Genomic DNA, 19,469 nt, shown 5'->3' on the forward strand with positions numbered 1-19,469 from the left:
GTGGCCGCCGGGATGGTGCGGCCGTTCACGCAAACTCAGGCCAGGCTGGTGCTGGCCGCCGGGCGACGTGACAGCAGGCTGACCAGCACGAAGCTGACCAGGCCCACCGCCAGGCTGTAGTAGATCGGGGTGTTGGCGTCGAGGCCATCGATGACCATGAAGGCGAGGACGGTGGCGAAGCCGAGGACCATGCTGGTGATGGCGCCGACGGTGGTGGCGCGCTTCCAGTAGATGGCGCCGATCAGCGGGATGAGCATGCCGCCCACCAGCATGTTGTAGGCCACGGTCAGGGCGCTGATGACGTCGCTGACCACCAGGGCGATGCCGAGCATCACCAGGCCCAGCAGCAGGGTGGCGACGCGGTTCTCGTGCACGTCGCCGTTGCCGCTCTCACGGCCTTTGCGCAGCAGCGGCAGCAGGTCCTGGGTGATGGTGGTCGAGGCGGCCAGCAGGCCGGCGCTGGCGGTGGACATCAGTGCGGCCAGGGCCGCGGCGATGACCAGGCCGCGGATGCCGTTGGGCAGGCTGTGCTCGACGACGCTGGCGAAGGCGTTGTTGACGTTGTCCAGGTCCGGCAGCAGCACCTTGGCGGCCATGCCGATCAGTGCGCCGGCCAGGCCGTAGAGGATGCAGTAGAGGCCGGCGGCGGTGCCGGCCACCTTGGCCACGCCCTCGCTGCGGGCGGTGAACACGCGCTGCCAGATGTCCTGGCCGATGAAGATGCCGAAGAAGTAGATGAGGAAGTAGGTGACGATGGTGTCCCAGCCGATGGCGGTGAAGTCCAGGTAGCTGGCGGGCAGCTTGTCCATCATGGCGCTCCAGCCGCCGGCGTCGCTGATGGACATGGGCATCAGCAGGAACACCAGGCCGATGGTCATGATCAGGAACTGCACGATGTCGGTCAGGGTCAGCGACCACATGCCGCCGATGGTGGAGTAGAGCACCACCACGCCGCCGCCGATGAGGATGGCGACCCAGAAGTGCAGGCCGAACAGCACCTGCATGACGGTGCCGATGGCGATGGTCGAGGTGGCGCCGATCATCAGCGCGTAGACCAGCATGATCAGAGCGCTGGCGTGACGCGCGGCGGAGTTGTAGCGGCGCTCCAGCACCTGGGTGACGGTGTAGATCTTCAGCTTCAGCAGCGGCTTGGCGAGGAACAGGCTGAGGCCGACGATGCCCAGGCCAATGGCGCCGCAGAGCCAGAAACCGGAGATGCCGTGGACGTAGCCCAGGCGCACGGTGCCGATGGTGGAGGCGCCGCCGAGCACCGTGGCGGCCATGGTGCCGAGGTAGAAGCCCGGCCCCAGGTTGCGCCCGGCCACCAGGTAGTCGTCACGGGTCCTGGCGCGGCGCATGCCGTACCAGCCCAGGGTGAGCATCGCGGCTACGTATAGCAGTACGACGAAGATATCCAAGGCCATTGTTCAGCTCTCTCTTTCTCATTGTTGTAGTTCAGGCGGGTCAGGCCTGGCGTAGCACGTGGCGGGTGCAGCACCGGGGCGGCTGCCCCGGGTTGGGCGAGTCACCGGCGGCCGGGCTCCGGCCACCGCTGCACGGGATGCGGATCAGGCGATTTCAGCATTGCCCAGGCCGCTGGGGGCTCGCTTTGCGCGTACCCAGCGCGGGCCCTTTGGGCCGTACACCTCGGCGGGCTCGGGGAACAGGTTGAGCAGCGCCAGGTAGAGCAGGGCGGCCATGCCCAGGGTCACCGGCAGGCTGATGTCGATGCCGCCGGCCAGCTCGCCCAGCGGGCCGACGAACTGCCCCGGCAGGTTGACGAAGCACAGGCCCACCAGCGCGCTGGGAACCCAGGCGCCCATGCCGCGCCAGTTCCAGCCGTTGTGGAACCAGTAGCGGCCGCCGGTCTCGCCGCGGGTGAACACCTGCAGGTCGTCCGGGCAGTAAAAGCCACGGCGGATCACCAGGCCGAGGATCATGATCACCATCCAGGGGCTGGTGCAGGTGATGATCAGCACGGCGAAGGTGGACACGCTCTGCACCAGGTTGAAGGCGAAGCGGCCGATGAAGATGAAGGCGATGGACATCAGCCCGATCATCACCGTGGCCTGCACGCGGTTGAGCAGGCGCGGGAACACCGAGGACATGTCCAGGCCGGTGCCGTAGAGCGAGGTGGTGCCGGTGGACATGCCGCCGATCACCGCGATCAGGCACACCGGCAGGAAGAACCAGGTCGGCGAGACGGCCAGCAGGCCACCGACGTAGTTGTTCTGCGCGATGTAGTCCGGTGCCTGCACGGCGACGATGGTGGCGGTCACCAGGCCGAAGAAGAAGGGGATCAGGGTCGCCAGCTGCGCACCGATCACCGCCAGCATGATGCGGCCCTTGCTCGCCTCGCGGGGGATGTAGCGTGCCCAGTCGCCGAGGAAGGCGCCGAAGGACACGGGGTTGCTCATGGCCAGCAGGGCGGCGCCGATGAAGGCGGCCCAGAAGCCCTCGCTGCCCACCTGCACCGAGCCCGCGTAGCTGGCGTCGAAGGGGCCGGCGAAGGCGAAGATGCCCAGCAGGAACAGCGCACTGGCGCTCCACACCGCGACCTTGTTGACCCACAGCAGGAAGCGGAAGCCGTAGATGCACACCGTCAGCACCAGCACCGCGAACAGGCCGTAGGCCAGGCCCAGGGTCAGGTCGGTTTCCGGCAGGCCCATCAGGCGCTTGGCACCGCCGATCAGCGCGTCGCCCGAGCTCCACACCGAGAGGGAGAAGAAGGCGATGGCGGTGAGCAGGGAGAGGAAGGAGCCGACGATCCGCCCGTGCACGCCGAAGTGGGCGCCCGAGGAGACCGCGTTGTTGGTGCCGTTGAGCGGGCCGAACAGGCCCATCGGCGCGAGGATCAGCGAGCCGACCACCACGCCCAGGAGGATGGCCCACACGCCCGCCTCGAAGGACAGACCGAACAGCACCGGGAAGCTGCCCAGCACGGCGGTGGCGAAGGTGTTGGCGCCGCCGAAGATCATGCGGAACAGGTCGACTGGCGTGGCGTTGCGTTCGTGATCGGGGATCTGCTCGACCCCGAAGGTTTCGATTCGGGTCAGGCTTTGCTCGTTATTGTTGTTATGCATCGTTGTTCTCCCGGGGGAGCCTCATCAGGTTTGGGGCAGGTGCTCCGGCATTGCCGACAAGTGCTCGTGACAGGCCAGCCAACGGCCCTGTTCTTGTTGTTGGCGGAAGACGATGGTCTCCCGTTCCAGGCTCGTGATCGCCTCACCGCCCACACGCAGGCGGGTGACCACTTCGTGCATGAAGATCGCCACCTCGCCCTGCAGGCTCAGCAGCGGATTGCGCGATTCGCAGCCCAGCACGCGGAAACCCTCGCGTTGCCAGGTGTCCCAGAGTTCGCGGTAGGCCGCGCGGCCCTGCAGCACACCGGGGGTGGTGTGGAACAGGAAGCTGGCGTCCTCGCTGAAGGCGGTGAAATAGGCCTCGGTGTCGTTGCGGGCGAAGGCGGCCACCAGTTCCCTGGCGGCCTCCATGACCTGGGCGTGGCGGTCCATGCTCAGCGGTGCTCCACGCCGGGGAGGATGCAGAGCATCTCGTACAGCAAGTTGGCGCCCAGCAGCGAGGTGTTGCCGGTGGTGTCGTAGGGCGGGGAGACCTCGACCAGGTCGCAGCCGATGATGTCCAGGCCCTGGCAGCCACGGATGATCTCGATCGCCTGGATGGTGGTCAGGCCGCCGATTTCCGGGGTGCCGGTGCCGGGCGCCCAGGCCGGGTCGATGCCGTCGATGTCGAACGACAGGTACACCGGGCCGCCGCCGACCTTCTCGCGCACTTCGGCCATCAGCGGGGCCAGCGACTTGTGCCAGCACTCCTCGGCCTGGACCACGCGGAAGCCCTGCTTGCGGCTCCAGTTGAAGTCCTCGGCGGTGTAGCCCTGGGCGCGCAGGCCGATCTGCACCACGCGGTCGCAATCGAGCAGGTCCTCTTCCACCGCGCGGCGGAAGGTGGTGCCGTGGGCGATCTTCTCGCCGAACATGTGGTCGTTGACGTCGGCGTGGGCATCGATGTGCACCAGGCCCACCTTGCCGTGCTTCTTCTTGATGGCACGGAGGATGGGCAGGGTGATGGTGTGGTCGCCGCCCAGGGTCAGCGGCAGGATGCCGTGGCCGAGGATGCGGTCGTATTCCTCCTCGATGATGCGCACGGCGTCGAGCAGGTTGAAGGTGTTGATGGCGACGTCGCCGATGTCGGCCACGTTCAGCGAATCGAAGGGCGCGGCGCCGGTGGCCATGTTGTAGGGGCGGATCATCACCGACTCGGCGCGGATCTCGCGGGGGCCGAAGCGGGTGCCGGAACGCAGGGAGGTGCCGATGTCCAGGGGCACGCCGACGAAGGCGGCGTCCAGGGCGTCGAGCTCGGCAGGGGTCTGGATATGGGGCAGGCGAAGCATGGTGGCGATGCCGCCGAAACGGGGCATTTCATTGCCGCCCAGGGGCTGGTGGAGTTTCTTGTCCACGGGGTGGCCTCACGTTTGTTGTGGTTGTCGTGGGCCGATTCTGGTGACCTGGCGACGCGGGAAGAATCCCCACGGGCAAATAATCACTTCAGGTATTTCTAAACTATCCGCAGCAGGTAGACTGCGCCGATCTGTCGCAGCTGGCTGCTCTCTGTAGGGGCGAATTCATTCGCCAAGGGTCGCGAAGCGGCCCCGGTCGGGGCTTGTGGAGGGCAGGCCGCTGGCCTGCATGGCGAATGAATTCGCCCCTACAGATTTGTGCTGCCTTTCGAATCCCATGGAGTTTCCATGTCCAACACCCTCCCCGATCTCAAGCTGCTGCGCATCTTCGCCACCGTGGTGCGCAACCAGGGTTTTGCCGCCGCGCAGCAGGAGCTGAACCTCTCCACCTCGGCCATCAGCACCTACATGAGCCAGCTCGAAGGGCACCTGGGGCTGACCCTCTGCCACCGCGGTCGGGGCGGCTTCAGCCTCACCAGCAAGGGCGAGCTGTTCTACCAGGAGACCCTGCGCCTGCTGGGCGAGCTGGAGGGCTTCGAGCGCTATTCCGCCTCCCTCAAGGGCGAGCTGCGCGGCACCCTCAACCTCGGCGTGCTCGATTCCACCGTCAGCGACCCGGCCCTGCCCCTGGCCGAGGTCATCGGCGCCTACAGCCGGGAACACGCCGGCGTGCACCTGCACCTCTCGGTGATGAGCCCCTACGACCTGCAACTGGGCGTGCTCGACAACCGCCTGGACCTGGCCATCGGCGCCTTCTCCACCCGTATGAACGGCCTGGTCTACCAGCCGCTGTACCGCGAACAGCACTGGCTCTACTGCAGCGACCGCCACCCGCTGTTCACCGAGCGGCGCATCCCCGCCGAGGTGATCACCCAGCAGCGCATGGTCGGGCGCGGCTACTGGAGCCAGGCGGAGCTGGCGCGCCACGGCTTCAAGCACAGTGCGGCGACGGTGGAGTCCATGGAGGCGCAGCTGATCCTGGTGCTCTCCGGCGCCTACATCGGCTACCTGCCCGAGCACTACGCCCAGCCTTGGGTCGACCAGCAGCGCCTGCGGGGCCTGCTGCCGGCCACCTTCGGCTACCAGGCGCCGTTCTCCATGATCCTGCGCCGGGGCCGTGCCCGCGAGCCGCTGATCGTCACCTTCCGCGACCTCCTGCGGGCTCAGTTGAACCTGCACTGAGCTGCCGCTTCGCTGGCGCTTCCCTGACGCATGGGAGGTGTTCCAGCCCTTGATGCCAAAATAATGGCTGGCGCCTCTGGCGGCCTCGCAACCCTGTGCTAGACCTAATTTCTGTGGGTCAGGAAGTACACACGTACCAATCACCAGGGATTTGCGTATGCGCCAGAATCTACCCGTCACCCAGCGTGAAAGAACCTTCCCGGCCAACGAACGCCTGATCTCCACCACCGATCTCAGTAGCAAGATCACCTACTGCAACGACGCCTTCGTCGAGATCAGCGGCTTCTCCCGCGAGGAGCTGGTCGGCCAGCCGCACAACCTGGTGCGCCACCCCGACATGCCGCCCGCCGTCTTCGGCCACATGTGGGACACCCTCAAGCAGGGCAAGCCCTGGATGGGCCTGGTGAAGAACCGCTCCAAGAACGGCGACTTCTACTGGGTCAGCGCCTACGTCACACCGGTGTACGAGAACGGCCAGATGGTCGGCTACGAGTCCGTGCGCTCGCTGCCCACCCGCGAGCAGGTGCAGCGCGCCGACGCCCTCTACGCGCGCCTGCGGGCTGGCAAGGCGCCGGTGCCCTGGATCGAGTACTGGACCTACGATCTGGTCCGTTCCTGGCCGGTGATCCTCGCCACCCTGGTGATCCTCGGCGGTCACTTGCTCATTGGCGGTCCGGCGCTCGTGGGCCTGATGCTGGTGACCATGTTCGCCCTCGGCTCCTACCAGCTCTACAGCAAGCGGCAGACCATCCGCCACACCCTGGCCGAGCATCCCAAGGCCTTCACCAGCGGCCTGGTATCGCTGACCTATTCCAGCAACAAGGGTGCGCAGGCGCTGCTCGACATGGCCATGATCAGCGAAGAAGCGCGCCTGCAGACGGCCCTCACGCGGCTGGAGGATGCCGGCATCAACGTCAAGCTACGGGCCTCGGACTCCTCCCGGCTGTCACGCTCCAGCGCCGAGTTGCTGGAGCAGCAGCGCTCCGAGACCGATCAGTCCGCCACCGCCATCAACCAGATGGCGGCGACCATCCAGGAGGTCTCGCACAACGTGCAGAACACCGCCCATGCCGCCGAGGAGGCCGACCGCCTGGCGCAGCAGGGGCGCGGCCTGGCCGGGGATAGCCTGAGCGCCATGCAGCACATGGCCAGTGCGGTGAGCGAGATCGGCCAGGCGGTGAACGAGCTGGCCAACTCCACCCAGTCCATCGGCAGCGTGGCCGACGTCATCACCTCCATCGCCGAGCAGACCAACCTGCTGGCGCTCAACGCCGCCATCGAAGCGGCCCGGGCAGGCGAGCAGGGCCGGGGCTTCGCGGTGGTGGCCGACGAGGTGCGCTCGCTGGCCTCGCGCACCCGCCAGTCCACCGAGCAGATCCACCAGATCATCGCCTCCCTGCGCTCCGGTGCCGACCGCGCGGTGGCTACCGCCAACCGGGGCGAGGAAATCTCCCGTGACAGCGTCGGCAGCGTCGAGGCTGTCGGCAAGGCGCTCGATGGCATCAGCCAGGCGGTGACGCGCATCACCGGCATGAGCCAGCAGATGGCCGCCGCCTCCGAACAACAGAGCCACGTGGCCGACGACATCAGCCGGCAGATCACCCGCATCGCCCAGCTCTCCGACCACAGCGCCGGCCAGGCCCAGGAAGGCGCGCAGATCAGCCAGGACCTCGAGCACATGGCCGAGTACCTGCACAGCCTGGCGGAACGCTTCAACCGCTAGCGACCGAGCATGGGCGGGCGGAACCACGCAGGAGGGCGCGGTTCCCGGGGCAGGGATGCCCCACTTTCCCGACACGCCGCCGGTGGGAGCGAGCTCTGCTCGCGAAGCTCCACAGCCGCCCCGACGATGGGGCCGGCGTAGGGTGGATGGCGCTCTTTTCATCCACCAATCGGAGCCACCCTTCTCGCACTCCAGACCGGCGAGCACATCGGGTGGACTTCAGCCCACCGCCGCGGCTGCGCGTGGCACGAACATCGATGCGGAGCTCCAGGCACCACAACGTGCCGCGCTCGACGCCGCCCGGTGGAGGTAAAAAGCGACCTCCACCCTACGCAGCGCTCATGCCCTTCGCGATCTTGTGGGCGCGAATTCATTCGCGAAAAGGGCCCACGCCGTGCTCGGCATCCATGGCAAAATCCCCGCCCATGTCCCGCCCCCAATGCCCCCGCTGCCAACGCCCCGCCAGCCATTGCCTGTGCCCGCTGATCCCCAGCCTGCCCAGCCGTACCCGCGTGCTCGTCCTGCAGCACCCGAGCGAGGTGGGGCATGCGCTGAACACCGCACGGCTGGCGGCGCTGGGTCTGGAGAACGCCGAGCTGCGGGTGGGTGAGCATTTCCCTGAGCTGGCGGCCGAACTGGCCGACCCGCGCCATGACGCGCGGCTGCTGTTCCCGGGGGACGAGGCCGTGTCTCTGGCGGAGCTGGACGGCAGCGCCGGGCGCCCCGTGCTGCTGGTGGTGCCCGACGGCACCTGGCGCAAGGCGCGCAAGCTGCTGCACCTCAATCCCGCCCTGGCGGCCTTGCCCCGGGTCACGCTGCCGGCCGGCGGCGTCTCCCGCTACCGCCTGCGCAAGGCTCCGGCGCCGGGGGCGCTGTCCACCGTCGAGGCCATCGCCCAGGCGCTGGACCTGCTGGAAGCACCGGCCCGTTTCGATGCCCTGCTCAAGCCCTTCGAAGCGTTGATCGAAGGCCAGATCGCCGCCATGGGCGAGGAGACCTTCCAGCGCAACCACGGCCAGCCTCAGGCCGGTTCCCCCGCGCGGGAGAAGCCGTAGGCGCGCTCCACTCGGGCGATGCGCACCTCGAAGGCGCTGTACCAATCCGCCCGGCCCCGTGCCCGCGCCAGGCTGTGTTCGCCCTGGCGCTTCCAGGCGAGGATCGCCGCCTCGCTCTCCCAGTAGGACACCGTGATGCCCAGCCCATCCGCGCCCCGCGCCGACTCCACGCCGAGGAAGCCCGGCTGCTCGCGCGCCAGGTCCACCATGCGCTCGGCCGTGTCGCCGTAGCCGTCATCCGTGGCGGTGCGCAGCGAGGTGAAGATCACCGCGTAGTAGGGCGCCGCCGGCGTCTGGGCGAACGCCTGCCCGTCGCCGCCGCTCATTGGGCGCAGGCCGCGACGAAGGCCGCCACCAGCGCGGGCAGGCGACCGGCGAGGGCGGCGCGCTCCGGCTGGAACAGCGTGGCGACGAAGAAGGGATGGCCTTCCAGCTCCACGGCACGCACCTCGCCGCTGGCGTCCCGCGCGCTGGCTTTCAGCGGCCCGCCCAGCAGTGCCGCGGCGCACTGCGGGTTGAGCCCGTAGCGGCAGTGGTAGCCCTCGAAGGCCAGCTCCGCACCATAGGCCCGGGCGATGCGCGAGCCGGGTTCCAGGCGCACCGAATCGATGGCTTCCACCAGCGAGCACGACAGCGGCGCGATCACTTGGCGGGCGGCGTCGGGTGCGCTCTCGCCGTGCTCGGCATCGGCCCAGCCCAGCACATTGCGCGCGTACTCCAGCAACGCATGCTGGAAGCCGCCGCAGGTGCCGAGGAAGGGCACGCCCTCGAGCCGGGCATGGCCGATGGCACGCAGCGCTGCTTCGGTGTCGCGGTAGGGGCTGCCCGGCACGCACCAGAGGCCGTCGAAACCGGCGAGGGTGGCCGTATCGAGGGCATCGGTGGCCAGCCAGGTGGGCGCCAGGCCGATGTCCAGCGCCGAAGCGGCCAGGGACAGCGCCTCGGGAATGGCCTGGTGGGCGGTGATTTCGGGGTTGCGGTCGCCGATCAGGGCGATGCGCAGGTGGGTGGCGCGGGGGAGGGTGGAAGCCATGTCCGTTCCTTGTCTGCGACGCGATATGCGCGGTGGCAGACGGACTATATAGTTGCGTCCTGGCACTCAATATTGGCGAAAACACAATTGATCATTGCAGCTGCGCACTATCGACTGGAGCACGGCGACCTGGCCCTGGTGCTCGCCCTGGTCCGGGGCGGCAGCCTGGCGCGCGCCGCCGAGCTGCTCAAGGTGGACGTCTCCACGGTGTTCCGCGCGGTGCGCAAGCTGGAGAAGGCCCTGGGCGAGGAACTGTTCGAGAAGAGCCGCGCCGGCTACCTGCCCGGCAGCACCGCGCTGCTCCTGGCCCAGCAGGCGGAACAGGCCGAGCAGGCCCTGGAGACGGCGAGGGTAGCCCTGGAGCAGGGCCGCGAGGTGCTCAACGGCACGGTGCGCCTGACCTGCACCGACTCGGTGTTGCACGGCCTGCTGCTGCCGGCCCTGGCGCGCTTCATGCCCAACTACCCGGCGTTGCACCTGGAGCTGGCCACCTCCAACGACTTCGCCAACCTTAGGCGCCGCGATGCCGACATCGCCCTGCGCCTGACCAATGCGCCGCCGCAACACCTGGTCGGCCGCTGCCTGGGCCAGGTCGCCTACGGCCTGTGCGCCAGCCCGGCCTACCTGCAAGGGCGCGACGCCAGCGACCTGGCCGCCATGGCCTGGATCGCCCCGGACGAATTCCTGCCCAACCACCCCAGCGTGGTCTGGCGCCGCCAGCGCTACCCGGCGCTGGTGCCGGCGTACCGCTGCAACAGCATGCTCTCGGTCGCCGAAATGGCCCGTGCCGGGCTCGGCGTGGCGGCCCTGCCACGCTTCCTCATCGGCGACGGGCTGCAGGCGCTGGAGGGCGAACTGCCGGATTGCGACACCGCCCTGTGGCTGCTGACCCGTCCGGACTGCCGCGCCCTGCGCTCGGTGGTGACGCTGTTCGACGAGCTGGGTGGCGTCATCCGCCTGGGTACCTGAAGGCCGGGTTCAGATACCCCATTGCGACAGCCGCAGGCTGTCCCCCAACTGGTGCGGCTGCAGCCGTGCGGGGCGACGCTGGAGGATTTCCAGCAACTGCTGCAGGCCGTCCCCCAGGCGCTGGCGCAGATCGTCGGCCAGGGCTCCCCCCTGCTCGTCATAGGTGACCTGGGCATCGACGGCGAAGATGCCGTGCAACACCTGCTGCGCCTTGAGGGCCGAGAGCACCGGCTTGAGCGCGTAATCCACCGCGAGCATGTGGGCCAGGCTGCCGCCGCTGGCGATGGGCAGCACCGGCTTGTCGCACAGGGCGCGCTCCGGCAGCAGGTCGAGCAGGGTCTTCAGTGCGCCGGAGAAGGACGCCTTGTACACCGGCGTGGCGATCACCAGCGCATCGGCGCCGGCCACCGCCTCGATCAGTGCCTGTACATCGGGGCTGTCGAAGCGCGCGTGGAGCAGGTCCTCGGCCTTGAAGTCGTGGATGCCGAAATGGCGCACGCTGGCGCCGTGCTCCACCAGCCAGCGCTGGCCGTGGGCGAGGATCACGCCGGAGCGTGAGCGCAGGCCGGGGCTGCCGGCGAGGGTGACGATCCGCATGCTGCGCTCCTCAGGCCGCCTGGCCGGCGGTGGGGGTGTCGTGGCCGGTCAGCTCGGTGAGCAGCTCCTCCTTGAGCGTCTGCAGCAGCGGCGAGGCACGGTCGCGCGGGTGCGGCAGGTCGACCCGGATCTCGTGCTTGATGCGCCCCGGGTGCGAGTCGAGAACGATCACCCGGTCGCCCAGGTAGAGCGCTTCCTCCACGTCGTGGGTGACCATGATCATGGTGCTGCGCTGCTGGATCCAGATGCGCTGCAGCTCGCGCTGCAGGTGCACGCGGGTCAGCGCGTCGAGGGCGCCCAGGGGTTCATCCAGCAGCAGGATCTTCGGCTTGTTCACCAGCGCCCGGGCGATGGCCGCGCGTTGCGCCATGCCGCCGGAAAGCTGGTGCGGCCAGGCGTTCTCGAAGCCCTGTAGGTTGACCAGGGCGATGTGCTCGGCCACCAGGCGCTCCTTCTCGGCGGCGCTGAGGCGGTGGTTCTTCAGGGCCAGGGCGATGTTCTCGCGCACGGTCATCCAGGGGAACAGGCGGTGGTCCTGGAACACGATGCCGCGCTCCAGGCTGGTGGCGGCGATGCGCTGGCCGTCGAGGAGGATCTCGCCCTGGTAGTCGTTCTCCAGGCCGACGATCAGCCGCAGCAGGGTGGATTTGCCGCAGCCGCTGGCGCCGACGATGCTGACGAACTCGCCGGGGGCGACCTTCAGGTCGATGCCTTCGAGCACCGGCAGGTCGCGGCCCTCGATGCGGTACCGCTTGCTCAGGCCGCGGATCTCCAGGGCGCCGGGCAGGGTCTGTTGCTGCCCCGTGGGGGCGTGCTGTGCGAGTGCTGTCATGGTCATCAACCTGCGTTCAACGGGTGTTGCGCCAGCGCAGCAGATAGCGCGCCAGGCGGGAAAAGGTGAGGTTCATCAGGTAGCCGAGCAGGCCGATGCAGAGCACCGCGAGGACGATCACTTCCATGCGCGAGCCAGCCTCGGCGCTCATCATCAGGTTGCCCAGGCCGGCCCCGGAGGAGAGGAACAGCTCGCTGCCCACCGCCGTCACCCAGGCGAAGGCCAGGGCGTGCAGCAGGCCGGTGGCGATGCTCGGCAGGGCGGCCGGCAGCAGCACATGGCGGAACTGCTGCAACGGGCCCAGCTCGAAGACCCGACCCAACTCGCGGTAGCGCTTCTCCACCTGGGTGAAGCCTTCATAGGTGTTGAGCACCATGGGGTAGAAGGCGGCCAGGGAAACGATCAGCACCTTGGAGAATTCGCCGTTGCCGAACCACATGGCGATCAGCGGGATCCAGCCCAGCATCGGCACCTGGCGGATGGAGTGGAACAGCGGGCCGATGACCCGGTCGGCCACCTTCGACAGCGCCATCAGCACGCCCAGGCCCAGGCCGAACAGCACGCCGAACAGCAGCCCGCCGCTGGTGCGTGCAAGGCTGGCGAAGAGGTTGACCAGCAGCTCGCCGTTGCCCAGCAGCTCCACCAGCGCCTGGCCGATGCGGCTCAGCGGGACGAAGGCGTAGGCGTTGGCGGCGTCCTGGCGCGACAGGGCTTCCCAGCCGGCCACCAGCAGCAGCGGCAGCACCAGGCCACGCAGGCGCGGCAGCAATGAAAGGATTCGGGACATGACGGGCTCCTAGCGCGACTGCCAGCGGAACAGGCGGCGTTCCAGCAGGCGGAAAACGAAATCGAGGCTGAAGCCGATCACCCCGGTGACCAGCACGCCGACCATCACCACGTCGATGCGCAGCATCTGCCGGCCCATCTCGATCATCTGCCCCAGGCCGCTGTCGGCCGCCAGCAGCTCGGCGGCCACCAGCACCACCCAGGCGCGGGTCAGGCTGATGCGCAGGCCGGTGATGATCGGCGGCGCGGCGGCGGGGAAGGCCACCTCGCGCACCAGGGTCGGCCAGCGCAGGCGGTACACGTCCGCCACTTCGAAGTAGCTGCGCGGGATGGCCTTCACCCCCTCGCTGGCGGCCAGGGCCACGGGGAAGAACGCCGCCTTGGCGACGATGACGATCTTGAAGGTCTCCTCGATGCCGAAGAACAGCACGAACATCGGGATCAGGGCGATGCTGGGGATCTGCCGCAGGCAGTGGAACAGCGGGCCGCAATAGGCCTCCACCTGTTTCGACAGCGCCATCAGCACGCCGAAGGCCAGGCCGCCGACGGCGCCGAAGCAGAAGCCCAGGCCCAGGCGCGACAGGCTGCCGCCCAGGTGCTCCTGCAGCTCGCCGCTCTGCAGCAGTTCTTCGAAGGCCTGCAGCACGTGCAGCGGCGGGATCAGCAACTGGCGCGGGAACAGGCCGGCGTCGGCCACCAGGGCCCAGAGCGCGAGCAGCGCCAGGGGCGAGATCAGCCAAGTGAGCGCACCCGGCAGGCGTTTCAGGGGCGTGGTCATGTCAGGCCTCATTCAACAGCGAGGGGGCGTTGGCCGGCGTGCGGCGCCGGGCGCGCAACCAGCAGGCGAGGGCGGTTGCCAGCACCAGGGGAATCCAGCTGAGGAACAGGTTGCCGAGCCCCACCAGGTGGCTGACCAGCCCGCCGAGCATGGCGCCGCCGAAGCCGCCGAGCATGGTGGCGAGGTTGAACAGGCCGGAGATCTTGCTCTTGTCCATGGCGTGGCTGGCCAGCTGCGCCATGTTCACCAGGTGCACCTGCGCCGCGGCGATGCTCAGCAGCACCGCGCCCAGGGCCAGCAGCCAGTAGTGGTGGGCCAGGCCCAGCAGGGCCAGGGCCGCCACCGCCGCCAGCAGGCTGGAGCCATAGGCGAAGGCGCGGCCGCCGAGCTGCACCAGGCGGCCGAGGCCGAACAGGGCGAGCACCGAGGCCAGCCCCTGGATCATCACCAGGCTCACCGCCTGGCCCTGGGTCAGCCCGGCCACCTGCATGGCCAGCAGCAGGATGAAGGTGCCGTAGAGCGAGCCGGTGGACGCGCTGACCGCCTCGATCAGGCAGCTCTCGCTGATCGCCGGGTTGGCCAGCATGCCGCGCACCTCGTCCAGCAGCCCGCCACTGGGTGCGCTGGCGGCGCTCTCGTCGCCGCCGTCCTCGTTCCAGAAGCCCAGGCTGTACGCGGCCATGGCGCCGAAGCACAGGCCGATCACCACGAAGCCCAGGGTGAAGCTGCCGGTGCCGCTCAGGGCATTGCCCAGCAGCGGGCCGATCAGCCCCATGCCCAGGGTCAGCGCGCCGCGGTACCAGCCGGCCTTGGCGTGGCCGATATGGCGCAGCTGGCGGAGGAAGGCGCTGTTCATCGAAACGATGCGGAAGGGGATGCACAGGCCGATCAGCAGCCGCGCCAACGCCAGCCACCACCAACTGGCGAACACCGGGATCAGCAGGTTCAGCAGCATCGGCCCGAGGCTGGCGAGGAAGTACACCCGCCGCGCGCCGAAGCGGGCGATGACGAAGCCGGCGGGCAGGGTGACGAAGATCATCCCCAGGGACTCCATGGCGGCGATCACGCCGATCTGCATGGAGTTGGCACCCAGCTCCAGCGCATAGAGGGTGGTAACGATCTTCGCCATGCCGATGGTGGCGCCACTGAAGGCGGCCAGCAGCAGGAAATTGAACAGGAAGGCGGACGGGCGCTGGCTCATGGTCGCGCCCCGCATGGCGGGAACGATGCCGTGAAGGGCGAGGGTGGAACAGGTATCGGCTGCATGGGTGGAGTCCTGGGCGAACAGCTGGCAGTCGGTAGCGCAAGGCGCATCGACCGCATGGGCCAGGTGACATAGCAGCATGCGTGCCGCTTTTTGATTTCAATTCAAACTATTGAATTAAAAGGGATTTATTTTGATTGGCGGCGCGATTGCGGATGCCGTGCTGCAAGGCCAGCAGCCCGGTGCTTGCAGGGTGTTGCTGGGGCAGCAGTGGGGCGACAGGGTGTGTTTGTCGGGAGTGGCGCGGTCTATGGGGGAACTGTGTAGGAGCGAATTCATTCGCGATGCGGTGCCACCAGCCACCCTCGGACTCGCCCGAAATGTAGGGTGGACCACGCTCTATCGGTCCACCAATCGGTGTCATGCCGGGCACCGCTGGTGGATGAAAAAAGCGTCATCCACCCTACGGGCGTGCCATCGCAAGGCTCAGGAATGGGAGGGTTTTCCTGTCGGGGCAACTCCGTTGCCCTTGGGCGACTGAAGTCGCCCCTACATCGGTTCTGTGTCGCCTGCATCTCCTGCGGGCAGCTGTTGCTCCAGCAACACCTGACCAACAGATTGCCTGCCCCAGCCGCCATGAAGTGTTGGACAAAAACTCTATCTAATTGAATTCAAAGGAAATAAAAATCAGGCACGGCTTGTGCTTTGTCTCCTTGCAAGCAAGGTCGCGGGTGTTCGCGATCCAACAGCGCTGACGGAGAAGCTGGTTTTCCCCTTCGCGCTTCCACCTCTCCCGCCTTGCTTGCCTCCGCCTCCTTCGTGCCCGGGATCCCGGGTTAGGGAAGCCTGAAAACGCACATTGCCCAAGGCCACACCATGACTAACGAAACCGAACCCAAGGTTCTTCGTGATGAAGCGCCGCCGCTACTCCCGGCGGCGCTGATCGAGAACGATGCCCAGGCCCTGCTCGCCGCCCACGAAGTGGCGAAGCTGGCCAAGGAAGGGGCTGCACACCGTGACCGCGAACGCCTGCTGCCCTGGCGCGAGCTGGAACTTTTCACCCGGCTCGGCCTGGGTGGCATCCGCATCCCGCGCGCCTATGGCGGCGCCGAGGTGTCCTACGTCACCCTCGCCGAGGTGTTCCGCATCATCTGCGCGGCCGACCCGGCGCTGGGACAGATCCCGCAGAACCAGTTCGGCCTGCTCAGCGTCATCGAGTACGTCGGCAGCGAGGCGCAGAAGCGCAAGGTCTTCGCCGGCATCCTCGAAGGGCGCCGCCTGGCCAACGCCGGGCCCGAGCGCAACACCAAGCACACCCTGGAGATCAAGGCGCGCATCACCCGCGGCGACGCCGGCCTCGATGTGAGCGGCGAGAAGTTCTATTCCACCGGCGCGCTGTTCGCCCACTGGGTGGCGGTCAAGGCCATCGACGACAGCGGTGTCGGCGTGCTCTCCCTGGTGGAGCGCGGGGTGCCGGGGCTGGCGATACTCGACGACTGGTCCGGCTTCGGCCAGCGCACCACCGCCAGCGGCACCGTGCTGCTGGACCGCGCCCCCGTGGCCGACGACCTGGTGTTCCACAACGGCCGCCTGGCCGAGGTGCCGAGCATCCAGGGTGCGCTGTCGCAGCTGATCCAGGCGGCCATCGATGCCGGCATCGCCGAGGCCGCCATCGACGACGCCATCGCCTTCATCCGCGAGCGCTCGCGGCCCTGGGTCGACGCCGGCGTCGAGCGCGCCAGCGAAGAGCTCTACACCATTGCCGAGATCGGCCGCCTGAAGGTCGAGCTGAACGCCGCCAACGCGCTGCTGGAACGCGCCGGGCGGGTACTCGACGAGATCGCCGCCGCGCCCATCGACGCCGCAGCCGCCGCCCGCGCCTCCATCGCCGTCGCCGAGGCCAAGGTGCTGACCACCGAGATCAGCCTGCTGGCCAGCGAGAAGCTGTTCGAGCTGGCCGGCAGCCGCGCCACCCTCGCCGAGTTCAACCTCGACCGCCACTGGCGCAACGCCCGGGTGCACACCCTGCACGACCCGGTGCGCTGGAAGGTCCACGCCGTCGGCAACTACCACCTCAATGGCGCCTTCCCGGCGCGTCACTCCTGGATATGAGGCAGCGCCCATGACCCTCCTGCAACCGCAACAGGGCCCGGCGGTGGCCATCATCCGCGACGACGCCGAGGCCCTGGCCGTGGCCCGGCAACTGGCCGAGGCATTCCGCAGCGGCGCCGCCGAGCGCGACCGCGAGCGGCGCCTGCCCCATGCCGAACTCGACACCTTCAGCCGCTCCGGCCTGTGGGGCATCACCGTGCCCCGCGAGTTCGGTGGTGCCGGGGTGTCCCGCGTCACCCTGGCCCGCGTGGTGGCGATCATCTGCGCTGCCGACAGCTCCATCGGGCAGATCCCGCAGAACCATTTCTACGCCCTCGAAGTGCTGCGGGTGAACGGCAGCGAGGCCCAGCAACGGCGCCTGTTCGCCGCCGCCCTGGCCGGCGAGCGCTTCGGCAACGCCCTGGCGGAAATCGGCACGCGCACTTCCAACGACCGCACCACCAGGCTGGTCGGCGACGGTGATGATTTCCGCATCCAGGGCCGCAAGTTCTACTGCACCGGTGCGCTCTATGCCCAGCGCGTGCCGACCCTGGCCATAGGCGAGGACGGCCACCAGCACTTCGCCTTCGTCGAGCGCAATGCACCGGGGCTGGAGATCGTCGACGACTGGTCCGGCTTCGGCCAGCGCACCACCGGCAGCGGCACCGCGATCTTCGACGACGTGCCGGTGGCGGCGGAGGACGTGGTGTCGTTCCAGGCCGCCTTCGAGCGCCCGACCACGGTCGGCCCCTTCGCCCAGATCCTCCACGCCGCCATCGACGCCGGCATCGCCCGCGAGGCCTATGAAGACGCCCTGGCGTTCGTGCGCACCCGCTCGCGGCCCTGGATCGACGCCGGGGTGGACAAGGCCAGCGACGACCCGCTGGCGATCCACGAATTCGGCCGCCTGGCCATCCGCCTGCACGCGGCCGAGGCCATCCTCGATCGCGCCGGGCGCATCCTCGACGCCGCCACGGCGGAGCCCACGGTGGAGAGCGTCGCCGCTGCCTCCATCGCCGTCGCCGAGGCCCGCGCGCTGACCACCGAGGTGTCGCTCAACGCCGGCAGCAAGCTGCTGGAGCTGGCCGGCACCCGCGCCACCCTGGCCGAGCACAACCTCGACCGCCACTGGCGCAACGCTCGGGTGCACACCCTGCACGACCCGGTGCGCTGGAAGTACCACGCGGTGGGCAACTACTACCTCAACGAGGTACTGCCACCACGACGGGGGACGATCTGATGGCGCGCAAGCAGATCCTCCTCAACGCCTTCAACATGAACTGCGTGGGGCACATCAACCACGGCCTCTGGACCCACCCGCGCGACCGCTCCAGTGACTACCGCACGCTGGCCTACTGGACGGAGCTGGCGCAGCTGCTGGAGCGCGGGCTGTTCGACGGGCTGTTCCTGGCGGACATCGTCGGCGTCTACGACGTCTACCAGGGCAACGTCGACCTGACCCTCAAGGAGAGCATCCAGCTGCCGGTCAACGACCCGCTGCTGCTGGTTTCCGCCATGGCCGGGGTGACCCGCCACCTGGGCTTCGGCCTCACCGCCAACCTCAGCTACGACGCGCCCTACCTGTTCGCCCGGCGCATGAGCACGCTGGACCATCTAAGCGACGGCCGCGTGGGCTGGAACATCGTCACCGGCTACCTGGAAAGCGCGGCGCGGGCCATGGGCCTGACCCAGCAGGTGGAGCACGACCGCCGCTATGACCAGGCCGACGAGTACCTGGAGGTGCTCTACAAGCTCTGGCAGGGCAGCTGGGAGGAGGGCGCGGTGCTCGGCGACCGCCAGCGGCGCCTCTACGCCCAGCCGGAGAAGGTGCACAAGGTCCACCACCACGGCGAGTTCTACGACGTCGAGGGCTACCACCTCTGCGAGCCCTCGCCGCAGCGCACGCCGGTGCTGTTCCAGGCCGGCTCCTCGGCGCGCGGCCTGCGCTTCGCCGGCGAGCATGCCGAGTGCGTGTTCATCAGCGGCAACAACCGCGAGGCCACCCGCGCCCAGGTGGACAAGGTGCGCGCTGCCGCCCAGGCCGCCGGCCGCGATCCACAGGCGGTGAAGGTGTTCATGGGCATCAGCGTGATCGTCGCGCCCACCGAGGCCGAGGCCCGCGCCAAGCACGCCGAGTACCTGGCCTATGCCAGCGCCGAGGCGGGTGTCGCCCATTTCGCCAGTTCCACCGGCATCGACTTCGCCGAGTACGGCCTGGACGAGCCCATCCGCCCGGTGAAGACCAATGCCATCGAATCGGCCACCAACAAGCTGCGGGAGAACAGCCTGACCCGCCGCCAGCTCCTGGAGCAGCACGCCCTGGGCGGCCGCTACATCCTCCTGGTGGGCTCGCCGACCCAGGTGGCCGACGAGCTGCTGGCCTGGATCGACGAGACCGGGCTCGACGGCTTCAACCTCACCCGCATCGTCACCCCCGAGAGCTACGCCGACTTCATCGACCTGGTGATCCCCGAGCTGCAGGCCCGCGGCGCCTACAAGACCGCGTATGCCGAAGGCACCCTGCGCCACAAGCTGTTCGGCGCGGGTAACCACCTGCCGGCGGACCATAGGGGCACCCATGTTGGGGCGAATTCATTGGCTATGTCTGCGTTAGCTGTTGCACTGGATAGCCGCCGAGCGATTCCTTCATACAAATCAACGGGTTGAGATCATTTCCATAACGCTCGAGCAGGCGTCGCCAGCCCAGGTAGTTCTCCAGGTACTTGGTCGCGACACCGTTGA

At 68.4% G+C, this 19,469-nt stretch carries 18 protein-coding genes and 2 pseudogenes; 8 read left to right on the plus strand and 12 right to left on the minus strand.

The window, feature by feature from the left end; genetic code table 11:
• Positions 1-35: 35 nt before the first annotated feature.
• From RTW82_RS31190 to speB, 4 genes are all read right to left on the minus strand, one after another.
• Positions 36-1,424 (minus strand): sodium:solute symporter, encoded by a 1,389-nt coding sequence (locus tag RTW82_RS31190; RefSeq protein WP_316927519.1) that lies wholly within the window; start codon positions 1,422-1,424, stop codon positions 36-38.
• 144 nt (positions 1,425-1,568) lie between these two features.
• Positions 1,569-3,083: a purine-cytosine permease family protein gene (locus tag RTW82_RS31195; protein WP_271660611.1), complete on the minus strand. Its 1,515-nt coding sequence runs from the start codon at positions 3,081-3,083 to the stop codon at positions 1,569-1,571.
• 24 nt (positions 3,084-3,107) lie between these two features.
• Positions 3,108-3,515: a YybH family protein gene (locus RTW82_RS31200; protein ID WP_410478883.1), complete on the minus strand. Its 408-nt coding sequence runs from the start codon at positions 3,513-3,515 to the stop codon at positions 3,108-3,110.
• 2 nt (positions 3,516-3,517) lie between these two features.
• A complete protein-coding gene (speB, locus tag RTW82_RS31205; RefSeq protein ID WP_021222817.1) occupies positions 3,518-4,477 on the minus strand; it encodes an agmatinase in 960 nt (319 codons plus the stop codon).
• A 288-nt stretch (positions 4,478-4,765) separates the two neighbouring features.
• Between speB and RTW82_RS31210 the strand changes: the two genes are divergently transcribed.
• From RTW82_RS31210 to RTW82_RS31220, 4 genes and pseudogenes are all read left to right on the plus strand, one after another.
• On the plus strand, positions 4,766-5,659 hold the full coding sequence (locus RTW82_RS31210) for a LysR family transcriptional regulator (RefSeq protein WP_316927520.1): 894 nt from the start codon (positions 4,766-4,768) through the stop codon (positions 5,657-5,659).
• 157 nt (positions 5,660-5,816) lie between these two features.
• Positions 5,817-6,101 (plus strand): annotated as a pseudogene (locus RTW82_RS32310) (PAS domain-containing protein); the annotation flags it as partial.
• A gap of 249 nt (positions 6,102-6,350) precedes the next feature.
• A complete protein-coding gene (locus RTW82_RS31215; RefSeq protein ID WP_410478885.1) occupies positions 6,351-7,382 on the plus strand; it encodes a methyl-accepting chemotaxis protein in 1,032 nt (343 codons plus the stop codon).
• Between the two features lie 425 nt (positions 7,383-7,807).
• Entirely contained in the window at positions 7,808-8,437 is a 630-nt protein-coding gene (locus RTW82_RS31220) for a tRNA-uridine aminocarboxypropyltransferase (protein ID WP_316927522.1), read from the plus strand.
• Here RTW82_RS31220 and RTW82_RS31225 read toward each other — a convergent pair.
• Complete coding sequence (locus RTW82_RS31225; RefSeq protein WP_271660615.1) at positions 8,404-8,763, minus strand: antibiotic biosynthesis monooxygenase family protein; 360 nt, start codon at positions 8,761-8,763, stop codon at positions 8,404-8,406. The genes RTW82_RS31220 and RTW82_RS31225 overlap by 34 nt on opposite strands.
• On the minus strand, positions 8,760-9,470 hold the full coding sequence (locus RTW82_RS31230; protein ID WP_316927523.1) for a CTP synthase: 711 nt from the start codon (positions 9,468-9,470) through the stop codon (positions 8,760-8,762). The genes RTW82_RS31225 and RTW82_RS31230 overlap by 4 nt, the downstream gene beginning before the upstream one ends.
• An 87-nt stretch (positions 9,471-9,557) precedes the next feature.
• Between RTW82_RS31230 and RTW82_RS31235 the strand changes: the two genes are divergently transcribed.
• Entirely contained in the window at positions 9,558-10,439 is an 882-nt protein-coding gene (locus RTW82_RS31235; RefSeq protein ID WP_316927524.1) for a LysR substrate-binding domain-containing protein, read from the plus strand.
• A 9-nt stretch (positions 10,440-10,448) separates the two neighbouring features.
• Here RTW82_RS31235 and ssuE read toward each other — a convergent pair whose 3' ends face one another.
• From ssuE to RTW82_RS31260, 5 genes are read right to left on the minus strand one after another with little or no spacing between them, the layout of a single operon-like run.
• Positions 10,449-11,036, minus strand: a complete 588-nt coding sequence (ssuE, locus tag RTW82_RS31240; RefSeq protein WP_316927525.1) for an NADPH-dependent FMN reductase — start codon at positions 11,034-11,036, stop codon at positions 10,449-10,451.
• 10 nt (positions 11,037-11,046) lie between these two features.
• Positions 11,047-11,868 (minus strand): ABC transporter ATP-binding protein, encoded by an 822-nt coding sequence (locus RTW82_RS31245; RefSeq protein WP_316927526.1) that lies wholly within the window; start codon positions 11,866-11,868, stop codon positions 11,047-11,049.
• Between the two features lie 16 nt (positions 11,869-11,884).
• Positions 11,885-12,655, minus strand: a complete 771-nt coding sequence (locus RTW82_RS31250; RefSeq protein WP_316927527.1) for an ABC transporter permease — start codon at positions 12,653-12,655, stop codon at positions 11,885-11,887.
• 9 nt (positions 12,656-12,664) lie between these two features.
• Positions 12,665-13,432: an ABC transporter permease gene (locus RTW82_RS31255; RefSeq protein ID WP_316927528.1), complete on the minus strand. Its 768-nt coding sequence runs from the start codon at positions 13,430-13,432 to the stop codon at positions 12,665-12,667.
• A gap of 1 nt (position 13,433) precedes the next feature.
• Positions 13,434-14,777, minus strand: coding sequence for an MFS transporter (locus RTW82_RS31260; protein WP_316927529.1), 1,344 nt, complete (start codon positions 14,775-14,777; stop codon positions 13,434-13,436).
• Positions 14,778-15,512: 735 nt separating this feature from the next.
• On the opposite strand from RTW82_RS31260, the gene RTW82_RS31265 reads away from it, so the two are divergent.
• Genes RTW82_RS31265 through RTW82_RS31275 form a run of 3 tightly spaced genes read left to right on the plus strand, consistent with a single transcriptional unit; the run spans position 15,513 to position 19,394 of the window.
• On the plus strand, positions 15,513-16,748 hold the full coding sequence (locus tag RTW82_RS31265) for an SfnB family sulfur acquisition oxidoreductase (protein ID WP_316927530.1): 1,236 nt from the start codon (positions 15,513-15,515) through the stop codon (positions 16,746-16,748).
• Between the two features lie 10 nt (positions 16,749-16,758).
• Entirely contained in the window at positions 16,759-17,967 is a 1,209-nt protein-coding gene (locus tag RTW82_RS31270; RefSeq protein ID WP_316927531.1) for an SfnB family sulfur acquisition oxidoreductase, read from the plus strand.
• Complete coding sequence (locus tag RTW82_RS31275; RefSeq protein WP_316927532.1) at positions 17,967-19,394, plus strand: LLM class flavin-dependent oxidoreductase; 1,428 nt, start codon at positions 17,967-17,969, stop codon at positions 19,392-19,394. The genes RTW82_RS31270 and RTW82_RS31275 overlap by 1 nt, the downstream gene beginning before the upstream one ends.
• On the opposite strand, the pseudogene RTW82_RS31280 reads toward RTW82_RS31275, so the two are convergent.
• A pseudogene (locus tag RTW82_RS31280) lies at positions 19,327-19,469 on the minus strand (IS1595 family transposase); the annotation flags it as partial. The gene RTW82_RS31275 and the pseudogene RTW82_RS31280 overlap by 68 nt on opposite strands.

This window comes from Pseudomonas sp. zfem005, assembly GCF_032621735.1.
In the GTDB taxonomy this organism is placed as follows: domain Bacteria; phylum Pseudomonadota; class Gammaproteobacteria; order Pseudomonadales; family Pseudomonadaceae; genus Metapseudomonas; species Metapseudomonas solani.